The 15,094-nt window shown below is 57.2% G+C and carries 12 protein-coding genes; 4 read left to right on the forward strand and 8 right to left on the reverse strand.

Features of this window, described 5'->3' with window-relative positions; all coding sequences use genetic code 11:
* Positions 1–27: 27 nt before the first annotated feature.
* Positions 28–1,965 carry a murein transglycosylase gene (gene sltY, locus ACTJJI_RS10785; RefSeq protein WP_440654001.1) on the reverse strand — a complete coding sequence of 646 codons (1,938 nt, stop codon included), beginning with the start codon at positions 1,963–1,965 and terminating at the stop codon, positions 28–30.
* Positions 1,966–2,192: 227 nt separating this feature from the next.
* Here sltY and ettA point away from each other — a divergent pair, with 227 nt between their 5' ends.
* A complete protein-coding gene (gene ettA, locus ACTJJI_RS10790; RefSeq protein ID WP_013095500.1) occupies positions 2,193–3,860 on the forward strand; it encodes an energy-dependent translational throttle protein EttA in 1,668 nt (555 codons plus the stop codon).
* A 91-nt stretch (positions 3,861–3,951) separates the two neighbouring features.
* Here ettA and ACTJJI_RS10795 read toward each other — a convergent pair whose 3' ends face one another.
* On the reverse strand, positions 3,952–4,851 hold the full coding sequence (locus ACTJJI_RS10795; RefSeq protein ID WP_440654003.1) for a LysR family transcriptional regulator: 900 nt from the start codon (positions 4,849–4,851) through the stop codon (positions 3,952–3,954).
* Positions 4,852–4,959: 108 nt separating this feature from the next.
* Between ACTJJI_RS10795 and ACTJJI_RS10800 the strand changes: the two genes are divergently transcribed.
* Positions 4,960–5,961, forward strand: coding sequence for a zinc-binding alcohol dehydrogenase family protein (locus ACTJJI_RS10800; RefSeq protein ID WP_440654005.1), 1,002 nt, complete (start codon positions 4,960–4,962; stop codon positions 5,959–5,961).
* A 70-nt stretch (positions 5,962–6,031) separates the two neighbouring features.
* Here the strand turns inward: ACTJJI_RS10800 and nadR are convergent, their stop codons facing one another.
* From nadR to serB, 3 genes are all read right to left on the reverse strand, one after another.
* The gene (gene nadR, locus ACTJJI_RS10805; protein WP_014830583.1) at positions 6,032–7,264 is read right to left on the reverse strand and encodes a multifunctional transcriptional regulator/nicotinamide-nucleotide adenylyltransferase/ribosylnicotinamide kinase NadR; all 1,233 of its coding nucleotides are present in this window, start codon (positions 7,262–7,264) and stop codon (positions 6,032–6,034) included.
* Between the two features lie 35 nt (positions 7,265–7,299).
* Entirely contained in the window at positions 7,300–8,685 is a 1,386-nt protein-coding gene (gene radA / locus ACTJJI_RS10810; protein ID WP_440654008.1) for a DNA repair protein RadA, read from the reverse strand.
* Between the two features lie 75 nt (positions 8,686–8,760).
* Entirely contained in the window at positions 8,761–9,729 is a 969-nt protein-coding gene (gene serB / locus ACTJJI_RS10815) for a phosphoserine phosphatase (protein WP_014830581.1), read from the reverse strand.
* A gap of 117 nt (positions 9,730–9,846) precedes the next feature.
* Here serB and ACTJJI_RS10820 point away from each other — a divergent pair, with 117 nt between their 5' ends.
* Together ACTJJI_RS10820 and lplA are read left to right on the forward strand one after the other, a co-directional pair.
* The gene (locus ACTJJI_RS10820) at positions 9,847–10,491 is read left to right on the forward strand and encodes a YtjB family periplasmic protein (protein WP_013095494.1); all 645 of its coding nucleotides are present in this window, start codon (positions 9,847–9,849) and stop codon (positions 10,489–10,491) included.
* Between the two features lie 39 nt (positions 10,492–10,530).
* A complete protein-coding gene (gene lplA, locus ACTJJI_RS10825) occupies positions 10,531–11,547 on the forward strand; it encodes a lipoate--protein ligase LplA (RefSeq protein ID WP_047360282.1) in 1,017 nt (338 codons plus the stop codon).
* Positions 11,548–11,608: 61 nt separating this feature from the next.
* Here lplA and deoD read toward each other — a convergent pair whose 3' ends face one another.
* From deoD to deoA, 3 genes are all read right to left on the reverse strand, one after another.
* Positions 11,609–12,331 carry a purine-nucleoside phosphorylase gene (gene deoD, locus ACTJJI_RS10830; protein WP_013095492.1) on the reverse strand — a complete coding sequence of 241 codons (723 nt, stop codon included), beginning with the start codon at positions 12,329–12,331 and terminating at the stop codon, positions 11,609–11,611.
* Positions 12,332–12,461: 130 nt separating this feature from the next.
* Positions 12,462–13,685: a phosphopentomutase gene (gene deoB / locus ACTJJI_RS10835; protein ID WP_028015441.1), complete on the reverse strand. Its 1,224-nt coding sequence runs from the start codon at positions 13,683–13,685 to the stop codon at positions 12,462–12,464.
* Between the two features lie 53 nt (positions 13,686–13,738).
* Positions 13,739–15,061 (reverse strand): thymidine phosphorylase, encoded by a 1,323-nt coding sequence (deoA, locus tag ACTJJI_RS10840; protein WP_014830578.1) that lies wholly within the window; start codon positions 15,059–15,061, stop codon positions 13,739–13,741.
* Between the last annotated feature and the right edge of the window lie 33 nt (positions 15,062–15,094).

The following is a 15,094-nucleotide window of genomic DNA, read 5'->3' on the forward strand; positions in this document are numbered from 1 at the left end:
AGTACAGCATAACACAACCCATCCCGATCAGTAACGTCTCTGCCACTCCGCGTCGCTCATCAGGCTATCTTTCTGCCCCATGAAGTAGCGGTAGTAAGCATCATACGCAAGCACGTTCTTCACGTAGCCTCGCGTTTCTGAGAACGGAATGCTCTCGACAAACGCCACGGCGTCGATGCGTCCGGCACTGTTACCCAGCCAGGTACGCACGCGCCCTGGGCCCGCGTTATACGCCGCAGAGGCGAAAATGCGGTTGTTACCAAACTGCTGATAGACGTACTGCAGATAGCTGGTACCAATGTTGATGTTGGTATCCGGATCCAGCAGCTGTGATGGACTGCTGTATCCCGGGATATTAAACATCTTCACCGTATGCGTCGCCGTGCCCGGCATAATCTGCATCAGGCCGCTGGCCCCTACCGGGGAACGGACTTTCGGGTTCCAGGCGCTCTCCTGACGGGCAATCGCCATGGCATAACTTTGCGGAATATCTTTGCCGCTGGTGTAGCGATCGAACAGATCTTTGTAGGCCAGCGGGAAACGTTCTTCGAGATGATCCCACAGCTTGCCAGCGATCGTCGCCTGAACGCTCAGATCCCACCAGTGGTTATCAAAGGCGTAGCGCGCAAGCTGGGCTTTTTCATCCGTCGTGCGGCTGGTCACCAGATTCGCCCACTCGCTACGGGCGGTATTGTCCATATTCCAGTACATCAACTCGCGCACGCGCGCCATTTCTGGCCCCTGGGTCAACGCCGGGCTGGCGTTCGCCGGTGCTTTATCAATGCGGAAGGTGTATTCCTCACCCAGACGCTGCGCGGCCGCCATCGGGTAGAAGCCACGCTGCTGCATCAGCGCGTGGAGGATCTCTTTGGCTTCATCATCGCGTCCCCGCTCCATCAGCAGGTCCGCCTGCCAGTAGCGCCATTCGTCTTTCTCTTTGGCCTCCATCGGCAGACGCGCCAGCCAGGTATTGAGGCCTTTTCGATCGCCGGTCCCCAACGCCATGCGCACGCGGCGTTCCACCAGCGACGTGGAGCTGGAGCGCATAATGGCATCGTCCCGCCAGCGGGCCTGTTCGTCGGTCACGTCCGAGCCCATCAGTCGCCACGCCACGATGTCGCGCAGTTCCTGGGTTTGCTCTTCATTGAGCTGCTGGGCCTGCACCAGCTGCGGGATCATCAGCCGCGCGTTTTCAACATCGTCACGCGCCACGCTGGCAAAGGCCACCGCCGCCATCTGACGGGTAAAATCGGTCGCTCCCGTGCTGCGGGCAAAGGTCAGAACGCTGTTGGGATCGTTTGCCAGCGACATCACGGCGGTGGAAATGGTCTGGTAATCCGACGGCATTTGCCCCGCCAGGGCGGTCACCAGACGCGTGTTCCCGGCTTTCATCGCCAGACGAATTCGCTCAAGGTAAGCCAGCGGATCCTGTTTACCGGAAGCACGCCAGGTGCCAAAGAGCGAATCACAGGCGTTCGGCTGGCTTTTCCCGGTCAGCCACAGATCTTTTGCCCCGGCCCAGGCCTCCTCCTGCTGACCGGTGACCCATTTCGCATAGTAATAATTACACTGGGCTTCCGTGGTGTTCGGCTTGTCAGGGCTAAAAGCCAGCAGCCCGCGCCAGTCTTCACGACGCGCCAGCTCATTTACAAAACGAGACTGCAGGTTCCGGGCGGGCGGCAGGGTCGGGTTCGCCTGAATGAAGTTATTCACGGTGACCGTGGGTTGATTCATGAGATCGTCAGTAATCTGGCGATACTCCAGATAGGGATAGAGAGGATAGTCCTTCAGCGTCGGCATCAACGCCTGCACGGTATCCATCTGTTTGTTGTCCCACGCCTGTTTAATCTGGGCGTAGCGGTTACGTTGTTCATCCAGTGAATCGGCATGCACTGCCTGGCTTACCGCCATTACGCATACGCTGGCCGCCAGCAGACGCCAGACCACCCGTTTGGCTTTTTCCACAAGCTCTTCCTCATTGTTTTTTCGTCAATTGCAGCGTCTTGCCACGTCAAAGTCTCATTAACTTATGCTAACCAGGCATCCCGGAACGCGCCACGTTACGGACACTTTTTTACCTTTCCTGCGCGTTTTAACACTCCCGACGTTCCTGGCTGGGATTAGGGCGGGAAAAAGGCTACACTTCGAGGCTGAAATTCCTTTTCATCACGATAAAAGAGGCGAAGTCCAACGTGGCTCAATTCGTTTATACCATGCATCGTGTCGGCAAAGTGGTACCGCCGAAACGTCATATTCTTAAAAATATCTCGCTGAGCTTCTTCCCGGGCGCAAAAATCGGTGTTCTGGGCCTCAACGGTGCCGGTAAGTCCACCCTGCTGCGCATCATGGCCGGCATCGATACAGACATCGAAGGTGAAGCCCGTCCGCAGCCTGGCATCAAAATTGGCTACCTGCCGCAGGAACCTCAGCTGAACCCTGAACACACCGTTCGTGAATCTGTTGAAGAAGCGGTATCCGAAGTGGTTAACGCGCTGAAAGGTCTGGATGAAGTGTATGCCAAATACGCCGAGCCAGATGCGGACTTCGATAAACTGGCCGCTCAGCAAGGCAAATTTGAAGAGATTATCCAGGCGCACGACGGTCACAACCTGAACGTGCAGCTGGAGCGCGCCGCTGACGCCCTGCGTCTGCCGGACTGGGATGCGAAAATCGCCAACCTCTCCGGTGGTGAGCGTCGCCGCGTGGCGCTATGCCGTCTGCTGCTGGAAAAGCCAGACATGCTGCTGCTCGACGAACCGACTAACCACCTGGATGCAGAGTCCGTGGCGTGGCTGGAACGCTTCCTGCACGACTTCGAAGGCACCGTAGTGGCGATCACCCACGACCGTTACTTCCTCGACAACGTGGCGGGCTGGATCCTGGAGCTGGACCGCGGTGAGGGTATTCCATGGGAAGGCAACTACTCTTCCTGGCTGGAGCAGAAAGATCAGCGTCTGGCGCAGGAAGCCTCTGCTGAAGCAGCACGCCGTAAGTCTATTGAGAAAGAGCTGGAGTGGGTACGTCAGGGCACGAAAGGCCGTCAGTCGAAGGGCAAAGCCCGTCTGGCACGCTTTGAAGAGCTGAACAACACCGAATACCAGAAACGTAACGAAACCAACGAACTGTTTATTCCACCTGGCGCGCGTCTGGGGGATAAAGTGGTCGAAGTCAGCAACCTGCGTAAATCTTACGGTGACCGCGTGCTGATCGACGACCTCTCCTTCTCCGTACCGAAGGGTGCCATCGTCGGTATCATCGGTCCGAACGGCGCGGGTAAATCCACCCTGTTCCGTATGATGTCTGGTCAGGAGCAGCCTGACAGCGGCTCTATTACCCTGGGTGAAACGGTGAAGCTGGCGTCCGTTGACCAGTTCCGTGACGCAATGGATAACAGCAAAACCGTGTGGGAAGAAGTCTCCGGCGGTCTGGATATCATGCGTATCGGTAACACCGAAATGCCAAGCCGCGCCTATGTTGGTCGCTTTAACTTCAAAGGCACCGATCAGGGTAAACGCGTCGGCGAGTTGTCCGGTGGTGAGCGTGGTCGTCTGCATCTGGCGAAACTGCTGCAGGTTGGCGGTAACGTTCTGCTGCTCGATGAACCAACAAACGACCTCGACATCGAAACCCTGCGCGCGCTGGAAAACGCCCTGCTGGAGTTCCCGGGCTGCGCGATGGTTATCTCGCACGACCGTTGGTTCCTTGACCGTATCGCCACCCACATTCTGGATTACCAGGATGAAGGGAAAGTGGAGTTCTTCGAAGGTAACTTCACCGAATACGAAGAGTACAAGAAACGCACGCTGGGCGCCGATGCGCTGGAGCCGAAGCGTATTAAGTACAAGCGTATCGCGAAATAAAAGTAAAACGGCAACTTCGGTTGCCGTTTTTTATGTTTGTTCCCTCTCCCCGTGGGAAAGGGTCAGGGTGAGGGCATCAGGCCGCACATAATCACCCGCCCACGTAAAACCGCTTAACCTCATCAAACTGCATCGCAAAGTCGATATAGCTCATCAGCGCGGGCGAGTTAAGCTTACGGCTCGGATAGGCCAGCCACAGGTCGTTTCCTTCGACGTTCCACGCCGGCAGTACCTGCACCAGTGCCCCTTTTTCGATCTTATCTTCCAGTAGAAATGCGGGCAGCAAAGTGATCCCCGCGCCAGCAACCGCGCACTCACGGGCATACACCAGATTATCCGTCATATGTGCGTTATCCGGCAGATAGCGGTAATCCTCGCTCTCGCTTTGCAGCAGCCATTCAGACCAGGCCTTATGGGTTATACAGCGGTGCTCCACCAGCTGGCGGGGATGGTTCAGTGGCTCCCGGCGCGCCAGATAATCTGGCGAAGCCAGCATAAAGCGCGGGCAGTGACCAATCATGCGCCCTATCAGCGAGGAGTCTTGCGGTTTACCGGTACGCAGCGCGACGTCAAAGCCAGACTCCAGCAGATCGAGCACGTCGTCAGAAATCGAGACATCCAGCGAAACGTCAGGATAGCGGAGCTGAAACTCGGCATTCAGGTGTGCCAGTAATGTCGCGCCAATCCCTGCCGGGCAGGTGATGCGAAGCCGTCCGCTGGGGTTTTCTCGCAGTCGCTGAATGGCATATTCCGCCCTTTCGCTGGCCGCCAGCATCTCGCGACAATGCACCAGATAGTGCTCCCCCGCAAAGGTCAGATTCAGCCTGCGCGTGGTGCGATTTAGCAGGCGGATCCCCACCTGCTGCTCAAGCTGGCTAATCCGCTGGCTAACGCTGGATTTCGGCAAGTCAGCCTTCTGCGCTGCGGCAGTAAAGCTCCCCATCTCGGCCACCAGCGCAAACAGCGCCATATCCTGAAGCTGTTTAAACATGATTGTTCATCCTGTACGAACACTTCGTTCTTGATTGTCCATCTTATCACGCGCATGGCCACTTAATAGACTAGTCTCAACAAAACGCATTCCATTGAGGAGTTCACCATGTCAGTTAAAGCCATTGCCGTTAACCCAGAAAATCCCGCTGCTTTCATTGAAATTTCCCAACCCATGCCGCAGCCTGGCGAGCACGATCTGTTGGTGGAAGTGAAGGCCGTCTCAATTAACCCGGTTGATACCAAAGTCCACGCGAGTATTGCTAAAAATGGCCTCAAGGATCCGCGCATTCTCGGCTGGGATGCCAGCGGGATCGTCAAAGCGGTGGGGACAAACGTCACCGGCTTCAAACAGGGCGATCAGGTGTGGTACGCGGGCGACATTACCCGTCCGGGCAGTAATGCCACGCACCAGCTGATTGATGCACGCATTGTCGGACACAAACCGACAAGCCTTGGCTGGGATGCCGCCGCCGCATTGCCGCTGACCGCGCTCACCGCCTGGGAAGGGTTGTTTGAGCGCCTGAACATTCAGGATGCCGGATCGGACAAAACGCTGCTGATCATCGGCGGTGCCGGCGGCGTAGGCTCCCTGGCGATCCCGTTTGCAAAACACAACAGCAAAGTCAGAGTGATCGCCACCGCATCGCGGGAAGATTCTGCCCGGTGGTGTCGCGATCGCGGCGCGGATCTGGTGGTGAATTATCGCGATCTGCAAGGTGAACTGGCCAAAGAGGGCATCACCTTTGTGGATTACATTTTCATCCTCAATGATACCGATGGCCACTGGGATGCGGCCAGCGAACTGATTGCACCGCAGGGGCATATCTGCTCCATCGTCGAAAATGCGCATCCGCTGAACCAGGACAAGCTGAAATCCAAATCCGCCGCCCTGCACTGGGAATTTATGTACACCCGCAGCATGTACCAGACTGCCGATATGGCGCGTCAGGGTGAGATCTTAAACGAGGTGGCGAAGCTGGTGGATAACGGCGTGGTGGAAAGCTCGCTCAGCGAAACGCTGCACGGGCTGAGCGTGGAAAGCATTACCGAGGCGCACCGCAAAGTGCTGGACGGGCATATGCGCGGGAAAGTGGTGGTTGCGTTCTGATTGGCCTGATTTCCTCACCCCGGCCCTCTCCCAAAGGGAGAGGGTTAGGGTGAGGGGCAAGCCTGCGAATTTACCCCTGCTCCCCCATCATCTCCTTCACCAGCTCGACGCAGCGCAGGAAACGGGTGTCGTAATCTGACGCTTCAACGTGGACAAACTCCACGTTGTTCTCGTGAAGCATCTCCACCAGCATCGTCTGGAACTCTTTTCTGTCCACAGAGCTGCCAAGACTGCGCATCCCATCGGCTACCCACGGGGTGTTGTTTTCCAGCAGGATCACCAGGTCGAAGCGATATTCATCGATCAGCGCCTGTACGAACGGGTGTTCGCGCCCTTCATACTTCTTACAGAAGGCTTGTGTGGTGACAAAATCGGTGTCGATGAAGGCCACTTTGTTGGCATATTTCACAGCGAAATCAATGTACTGCGCATGACCGAGCGCGATTTTATCGTAATCAGAATACTGAAGCGCCATCTCGTCTCCCCCCAGATGGGAAAAGACATAATCACGTCCGTATTCCCACGCGCTGGTAGTATTGAAGATGTTCGCCAGCTTATTGACCAGCGTCGATTTCCCGCTGGATTCGCCACCCAGAATCGCAACTGTGCGCACAAAGAACGGCTTCACTTCGGTCGGGATGTAATCCCAGTAGCGGAACGGGTTTTCGCGGATCTGCGCCCCGCTGATGTTCATAAACGTACGCTTCGGATCGATCAGCACGGTTTCAATGCCCAGATGCTCGCGGAACTGCGGCGCGTCGGACTCTTCAGAGGTGTAGATCCAGTTGGGCGCAATGCCCTTCTCTTCCATAAACGCTTTAATGCCGTTGCTCCACACGTCCCAGCCGTGTGGATACGGCTCCATGCCCTCTTCATTAAAGGCATGAATACGAATATTTTTCTGATATTTGAAGGTCTGAAGCAGCCAGCGCAGGCGGTCCGGCACCGTCGGCTGCTGCGACATGGCGCTGTCTTCAAACAGCTGGCGGTCACGGGTTTCGTCGTACCCCATGATGATGTGCAGCTCGTCGACCTGGCTACAGGCACGCTGGATCAGGTAGATATGGCCGGTATGCAGCGGATAAAACTTACCAAACACCACGCCGATATTCTTTTGCATACGCGGGAATTCAAGCCCCAGAAAGCGATGTAACGCTTCCAGCTTTTGCGCGCTGGGGCTTTTGATTTTGGCGTTCAGCAACTGGCTAAGATAGCCCTTCGTCATGCCGCTGGCGTCAGCCACCTGCTGTAGCGTGCAGCCTTTCTGACGGATTGCGGTCTTGATGTAGTCAAATGATGACATAAATTACGGTGCCTCCTGCAAAATCGAATACGTAATTATAAGTCGTCAAAGACATTTAACGCATCTGCGAGTTTTTTAACGCCAAATACCTGCATCCCTTCGGGGATCTTCTTTGGCACGTTGGCCGCCGGTACAATCGCCCGGCGGAAACCATGTTTCGCCGCCTCGGAGATGCGCTCGTGGCCGCTCGGCACCGGGCGGATCTCCCCGGCCAGCCCCACTTCGCCGAAGACCACCAGATCCTGCGGCAGCGGCCTGTCGCGAAGACTGGAAACCATCGCCAGCAGCAGCGCCAGATCGGCACTGGTCTCTGAAACTTTCACGCCCCCCACCACGTTGACGAAGACGTCCTGATCCGCCATCTGCAGGCCGCCATGACGGTGCAGCACCGCCAGGAGGATTGCCAGGCGGTTCTGTTCCAGACCGACCGCCACGCGCCGCGGGTTGCCCATCATGGAGTGATCCACCAGCGCCTGAATTTCGACGAGTAGCGGACGCGTTCCCTCCCACAGCACCATCACCGAACTGCCGGAGGTGACTTCATCCCCCCGGCTCAGGAAGATGGCCGACGGGTTGCTGACTTCGCGCAGCCCCTGCTCGGTCATGGCAAATACGCCCAGTTCATTCACCGCACCAAAGCGGTTTTTGTGGCTGCGCAGGGTACGGAAGCGGGAGTCTGCGTCGCCGTCGAGCATGACGGAGCAGTCGATACAGTGCTCAAGCACTTTTGGCCCCGCCAGCGAGCCGTCTTTGGTAACGTGGCCGACCATCACGATCGCCACGCCGCGGGTTTTGGCAAAGCGCGTCAGATACGCGGCGGTCTCGCGCACCTGCGCCACGCTGCCCGGCGAGGACTGGATATCCGCCATGTGCATCACCTGGATGGAGTCGATCACCATCAGCTTCGGCTGCTCTTCTTCGGCAATCATGCAGATCTGCTCAATGCTGGTTTCTGACAGCATATTCAGATTGCCGGTAGGCAGCCCCAGACGGTGCGCGCGCATTGCCACCTGCTGCAGGGACTCTTCGCCGGTGACGTACAGGGTTTTCATCTGTTCCGCGAGCTTGCAAAGCGTTTGCAGCAGCAGGGTCGATTTACCCGCCCCCGGGTTACCACCGATCAGGATCGCACTGCCCGGTACCACGCCGCCGCCAAGCACGCGGTCAAACTCTTTGAAGCCGGTGGAGAAGCGCGGCAACGCTTCCAGACTGATGTCTGACAGTTTTTGGACTTTTGCCACACCGGCATTACCCGCATAGCCGCTCAGGCGTTCATTGCGGGCCACGCTCGGCGAAGCCGCCACACCACGCACTTCGGTGATGGTGTTCCAGGCATGACAGGCGCTGCATTGCCCCTGCCAGCGCGGATAATCCGCACCACATTCATTACAGACAAATGCGCGTTTTGGGGCTTTAGCCACGGTTTACCTCGTTATTTCAGTGCGGCCTGCGCGCCGGGTGGCGCTAACGCTTGCCCGGCCTGGAATCGCATACCGTTATTTCTGATTCAGGCTGCCGGAGAGGATGCAGAACACCCCCATCAGGTCAGCGTGACGGATAGTGACTTCCGTCTTTTCATTCACTTTTGGCTTGGCATGGTAGGCAATGCCGAGGCCGGCAACTTTGATCATCGGCAGATCGTTTGCGCCATCGCCGATGGCAACGGTCTGGGCAACCGGGATTTCATATTTCTCTGCCAGGCGGCTCAGCGTATTGGCTTTGTACTGCGCATCCACGATATCGCCGATCACCTGCCCGGTCAGCTTACCGTCCATGATCTCCAGCTCGTTGGCCACCACGGTGGTCAGATGCAATTTTTCCCGCAGGTAATCCGCGAAGAAGGTGAAGCCACCGGAGGCGATCGCCACTTTCCAGCCCAGCGACTGGAGCTTGAGCACCAGCTGCGTCAGCCCGGGCATCAGGGGCAGCTCATCACGAACCTGACGCAGAATGTGGGCATCAGCCCCTTTCAGGGTCGCAACACGCTGTCTCAGGCTGGCAGTGAAATCCAGCTCGCCGCGCATCGCGCGCTCGGTCACTTCTGCCACCAGCTCGCCGCTGCCCGCCAGTTTGGCGATCTCGTCGATACACTCAATCTGGATGGCGGTAGAGTCCATATCCATCACCAGCAGACCCGGCGTTTTCAGATGGGGGATTTTACCCAGCGGGGCAACGTCCAGCCCGGCATCATGCGCCAGACGCGTCGCGCGCTGCGTCAGGGAACCGGCCAGGCGAATCACCTGATAATCTTCCACACACCAGGCGGCGACAATCACCATCGCCGCCCCCAGTTTCGTTTGATACTGGGTAAGGCGTTGCTTATCCAGGCCGCGTCCGTACAGCAGCCAGCCGCTACGGCCAGCATGGTAATCCAGAGGCATCACCTCATCGCCACTTAAAGAGAGCGGCAATCCTGGCCATAAAGAGACATCCGTTGGCAGGTCGCACCAGGTAATGTTCGGCATTGAAGCTCCTGTAATTTCGTTCGCGCCGGAAGGTTCCAGAGGGAAAATAACGCATGAGGCTACCCTGTAACCATCACTTCTGGCAACATTAAGCCGTAAATTTTCAGCAGGTGGAATATGGCTCGCGCAAAATTGAAATTCCGGCTTCATCGCGCCGTGATCGTCCTTTTCTGTCTCGCACTGTTAGTGGTGCTGATGCAAGGGGCGTCATGGTTTAGCCAGAATCACCAACGGCAACGGAATCCGCAGTTTGAGGAGCTGGCCCGCACGCTGGCGCGTCAGGTTACGCTTAACGTCGCGCCCGCAATGCGCACCGAAACGCCGGATGACAAACGCATCAGCCAGGTTTTGCGCCAGTTAACCGAGAACAGCCGTATCCTGGATGCCGGTGTCTACGATGAAAAAGGCGATCTGATTGCCCGCGCTGGCGAGCATGTCGACGTGCGCGACAGGCTGGCGCTGGACGGTAAAAAAGCCGGGGGCTACTTTAACCAGCAGATCGTCGAACCCATTCAGGGAAAAAATGGTCCGCTAGGCTATCTGCGCCTGACGCTCGATACCCACACCCTGCCCACAGAGGCCAAACAGGTGGATAACACCACCAATATACTTCGTCTGATGCTCCTGCTCTCCCTCGCCATCGGCGTGGTGCTGGCGCGCACGTTGCTGCAGGGCAAACGCACCCGCTGGCAGCAGTCGCCTTTCCTGCTGACCGCCAGCAAATCCGTTCCTGAAGACGAAGAGAGCGAGAAGAAAGATTAGTGATAAAGTAGGCGGATGATTTGGAAAAGGAACTCTGCCATGACGACGTTACGCCTGCTGCTCTCTGACTCTTACGATCCGTGGTTTAATCTCGCGGTGGAAGAGTGCATCTTCCGCCAGATGCCCGCCACCCAACGGGTGCTATTCCTCTGGCGCAACGCCGACACGGTGGTCATTGGCCGCGCACAGAATCCGTGGAAAGAGTGTAACACCCGTCGTATGGAAGAGGACAACGTCCGTCTGGCGCGCCGCAGCAGCGGCGGTGGTGCGGTATTCCACGATCTGGGCAACACCTGCTTTACCTTTATGGCGGGTAAGCCGGAATACGACAAGACCATCTCAACGTCCATTGTCCTCAACGCACTTAATTCACTCGGCGTGTCGGCTGAAGCCTCCGGGCGTAACGACCTGGTGGTCAAAACACCCGACGGCGATCGCAAAGTGTCAGGCTCTGCCTATCGCGAAACACTGGATCGCGGATTTCACCACGGCACCCTTCTTCTTAACGCCGATCTCAGCCGTCTGGCGAACTACCTGAATCCTGATAAGAAAAAACTGCAGGCCAAAGGGATCACCTCCGTGCGGGGGCGCGTGGCCAACCTGGTTGAGCTGCTGCCGGACATTACTCACGCGCAAATCTGCGAGGCGATCCAGGAAGCCTTCTTTGCCCATTACGGTGAGCGCGTGGAGGCAGAGGTCATCTCCCCGGATAAAACCCCGGATCTGCCTAATTTCGCCGGGACCTTCGCCCGTCAGAGCAGCTGGGAGTGGAACTTCGGCCAGGCGCCAGCGTTTTCCCATCTGCTGGATGAGCGTTTTACCTGGGGCGGCGTGGAGCTGCATTTTGACGTGGAGAAGGGCCATATCACCCGCACACAGGTGTTTACCGATAGCCTGAACCCGGCACCGCTGGAAGCACTTGCGGCACGTTTACAGGGCTGTTTGTACCGGGCGGATATGCTGCAGCAGGAATGCGACGCGTTGATTGGGGATTTTCCGGAGCAGGAAAATGAGCTGCGGGAGCTGTCGGGGTGGATTGCACAGGCCGTACGCTAAGTGCAGTTTGGTGCCCTCACCCCAGCCCTCTCCCACAGGGAGAGGGAGGGAAGAGACAGAATTACTCTTTATCGCCCAGCAGAACGGATTCCAGCGCGATTTTGATCATGTCGTTGAAGGTAGTCTGACGCTCAGCAGCCGTGGTCTGCTCGTGAGTACGGATATGGTCAGATACGGTGCAGATGGTCAGTGCCTTCGCACCGAACTCAGCCGCGACGCCGTAGATGCCCGCCGCTTCCATTTCCACGCCCAGGATGCCGTACTTTTCCATCACGTCGAACATCTCGCCGCCGTCCGGCGCATAGAACAGATCCGCGGAGAACAGGTTACCCACGCGGGCATCAACGCCCAGCGCTTTCGCCGCGTCAACCGCGTTACGCACCATGCCGAAGTCAGCAATCGCCGCGAAGTCATGATCTTTAAAACGCATGCGGTTAACTTTGGAATCGGTGCAGGCACCCATACCGATCACCACGTCACGCAGTTTAACGTCCATGCGCACCGCGCCGCAGGAGCCAACACGGATGATTTTCTTCACGCCGAAATCGGTGATCAGCTCTTTGGTGTAGATGGAGCAGGATGGGATACCCATACCGTGGCCCATCACGGAGATTTTGCGGCCTTTGTAAGTGCCGGTGAAGCCCAGCATGCCGCGAACGTTGTTCACTTCACGCACGTCTTCCAGGAAAGTTTCTGCAATGTGTTTCGCGCGCAGCGGGTCGCCCGGCATCAATACGACGTCAGCGAAATCACCCATTTCTGCGTTAATGTGAGGAGTTGCCATCTTCAGTTCCTTTTCATTTAAATTCTCCCTCTCCCTGTGGGAGAGGGTTGGGGTGAGGGCATCAGGCCGCACCCGTATCTCTCGTGGGAGAGGGGCGGGGTGAGGGCATCAGGCCGCACCCCAACATCATTCAGAACATCGCCTTGCCATATTCCATGTCAGACGTGCCAAAGTATTTCGCAATCGTCTGGCCGATGTCCGCGAAGGTTTCACGGTGACCGAGCGAGCCCGGTTTCACTTTCGGGCCGTACACCAGCACCGGAATGTGCTCACGGGTGTGGTCAGTACCGGTCCAGGTCGGGTCACAGCCGTGGTCAGCGGTCAGGATCAGAATGTCATCTTCACCCACCAGCTCCATCAGCTCTGGCAGACGACGGTCGAACAGCTCCAGACCGGCAGCATAACCGGCCACGTCGCGACGGTGGCCCCAGGAGGAGTCGAAGTCGACGAAGTTGGTGAAGACAATAGTCTTATCACCCGCTTCTTTCATCTCTTTGATGGTGGCGTCAAACAGCGCATCCAGACCGGTGGCTTTCACTTTTTTGGTGATACCGCAGTTGGCGTAGATATCCGCGATTTTACCTACAGAAACCACGTGGCCGCCTTTCTCATCAACCAGTTTCTGCAGTACGGTCGGTGCCGGTGGCTCAACGGCCAGATCGTGACGGTTACCGGTACGCTGGAAGTTACCCGCTTTGTCGCCGATAAACGGACGCGCAATAACGCGACCGATGTTGTAGCCGCCTTCGGTCAGCTCTTCACGGGCGATTTCACACAGCTCGTACAGTTTATCCAGGCCAAACGTCTCTTCGTGGCAGGCAATCTGGAACACGGAGTCAGCGGAGGTGTAGAAAATCGGCTTGCCGGTTTTCATGTGCTCTTCGCCGAGCTGATCCAGAATTACGGTACCGGAAGAGTGGCAGTTACCGAGGTAGCCCGGCAGGTTGGCACGCTTAACCAGTTTATCCAGCAGTTCCTGTGGGAAGCTGTTCTCGTGATCGGAGAAATAGCCCCAGTCAAACAGAACCGGCACACCGGCAATTTCCCAGTGACCGGACGGGGTATCTTTACCGGAAGAGAGCTCATGCGCCCAGGCGTAAGCGCCCACCACTTCCGCGTTGCCGTCCATACCGGCAGCGATTTTACCGGTAGAACCTTCATGCGCTTTCACCAGACCGAGGCGGGTCAGGTTGGGCAGAGTCAGAGGGCCTTTACGACCGTTGTCCGCTTCGCCTTTCGCACAGGCTTCCGCGATGTGACCCATGGTATCGGAACCCACGTCACCAAAACGTTCTGCATCTTCGGTTGCGCCGATGCCGAATGAGTCCAGCACCATAATAAATGCACGTTTCATAATTGTTCTCCGTACGTAGTGCTTCAAAAATTATCGATCAGATCAGTATACCGCTATTCGGTGATACGGCGATAGACAGTCGGTGTGGTTTCTGGCGCTTTATCAGCAAGCGTAATGGCTGCTTTCACCGCTTTCGCCGCTTCCTGCCAGCTGGCTTCGTCTTTGGCGTGGATCACCGCCAGCGGACGTTGACCGTCAACGCTGTCACCCAGACGGGCCATATCGGTAAAGCCGACGCTGTAATCAATGGTGTCTGAGGCCTGACGACGGCCGCCGCCCATCGAGACCACCGCCATGCCGAGCGCACGGGTGTCCATAGCGGAGACGAAACCTTCGCTATCGGCATACACCGCTTTGCTGAGCGTCGCGGTCGGCAGGTACTTCGCGTAGTTTTCCACGAAGTCGGTCGGGCCTTTTTGCGCCGCCACCATGCGGCCGAAGATCTCTGCCGCTTTGCCGTTATCCAGCACCGCCTGCAGCTTCGCACGCGCGTCAGCATCGTCTTTGGCCAGCTTGCCGGAAATCAGCATCTCCACGCACAGCGCCATCGTTACGTCAAACAGGCGCGGGTTGCGGTAAACGCCTGTCAGGAACTGCACGGCTTCACGCACTTCAACCGCATTACCGGCGCTGGACGCCAGCACCTGGTTCATGTCGGTCAGCAGCGCGGTGGTGCGCACGCCCGCGCCGTTGGAGACGCCAACGATCGCTTCGGCCAGCGCTTCAGAGAGTTCATAGGTTGGCATAAACGCGCCGCTGCCCACCTTCACGTCCATCACCAGCGCGTCCAGCCCTTCCGCCAGCTTCTTCGCCAGAATAGAGGCGGTGATCAGCGGGATAGAGTCAACGGTTGCGGTGATATCACGGGTCGCGTAAAAACGCTTGTCTGCCGGCGCAAGAGAGCTGGTCTGGCCGATAATCGCCACGCCAACGTCTTTAATAATGTCGCGGAAGCGGTTGTCATCCGGGAAGATATCAAAGCCCGGAATGGCTTCCAGTTTGTCGAGCGTACCGCCGGTATGCCCCAGGCCGCGCCCGGAGATCATCGGGATGTAACCACCGCAGGCCGCTACCATCGGGCCGAGCATCAGAGACGTGACATCACCTACGCCGCCGGTGGAGTGTTTATCAACAATCGGACCGTTAAGGTTGAGGCTCTTCCAGTCCAGTACGGTTCCTGAATCTCGCATCGCCATGGTCAACGAGACACGCTCAGGCATCGACATATCGTGGAAGAAGATGGTCATCGCCAGGGCAGCAATTTGCCCTTCAGAGATGGTGTTATCCCGAATGCCATTGATAAAGAAGCGGATCTCTTCGTCGCTTAATGCATGACCATCACGTTTTTTACGAATAATTTCTTGTGCGAGAAACACGGTAACCCCCATGAGGAATCGGGTGAACGGTGG

The sequence above is a fragment of the Enterobacter sp. 22466 genome (assembly GCF_052044775.1).
GTDB lineage: Bacteria > Pseudomonadota > Gammaproteobacteria > Enterobacterales > Enterobacteriaceae > Enterobacter > Enterobacter dissolvens.

Bases quoted from the DNA above. Each gene is read 5' to 3' on its own strand.
- nadR (WP_014830583.1), bottom strand. From the start codon at position 7,264: ATGTCATCATTTGACTACATCAAGACCGCAATCCGTCAGAAAGGCTGC.
- deoB (WP_028015441.1), bottom strand. From the start codon at position 13,685: ATGAAACGTGCATTTATTATGGTGCTGGACTCATTCGGCATCGGCGCA.
- ACTJJI_RS10795 (WP_440654003.1), bottom strand. From the start codon at position 4,851: ATGTTTAAACAGCTTCAGGATATGGCGCTGTTTGCGCTGGTGGCCGAG.
- ACTJJI_RS10800 (WP_440654005.1), top strand. From the start codon at position 4,960: ATGTCAGTTAAAGCCATTGCCGTTAACCCAGAAAATCCCGCTGCTTTC.
- ACTJJI_RS10820 (WP_013095494.1), top strand. From the start codon at position 9,847: ATGGCTCGCGCAAAATTGAAATTCCGGCTTCATCGCGCCGTGATCGTC.
- lplA (WP_047360282.1), top strand. From the start codon at position 10,531: ATGACGACGTTACGCCTGCTGCTCTCTGACTCTTACGATCCGTGGTTT.
- deoD (WP_013095492.1), bottom strand. From the start codon at position 12,331: ATGGCAACTCCTCACATTAACGCAGAAATGGGTGATTTCGCTGACGTC.
- serB (WP_014830581.1), bottom strand. From the start codon at position 9,729: ATGCCGAACATTACCTGGTGCGACCTGCCAACGGATGTCTCTTTATGG.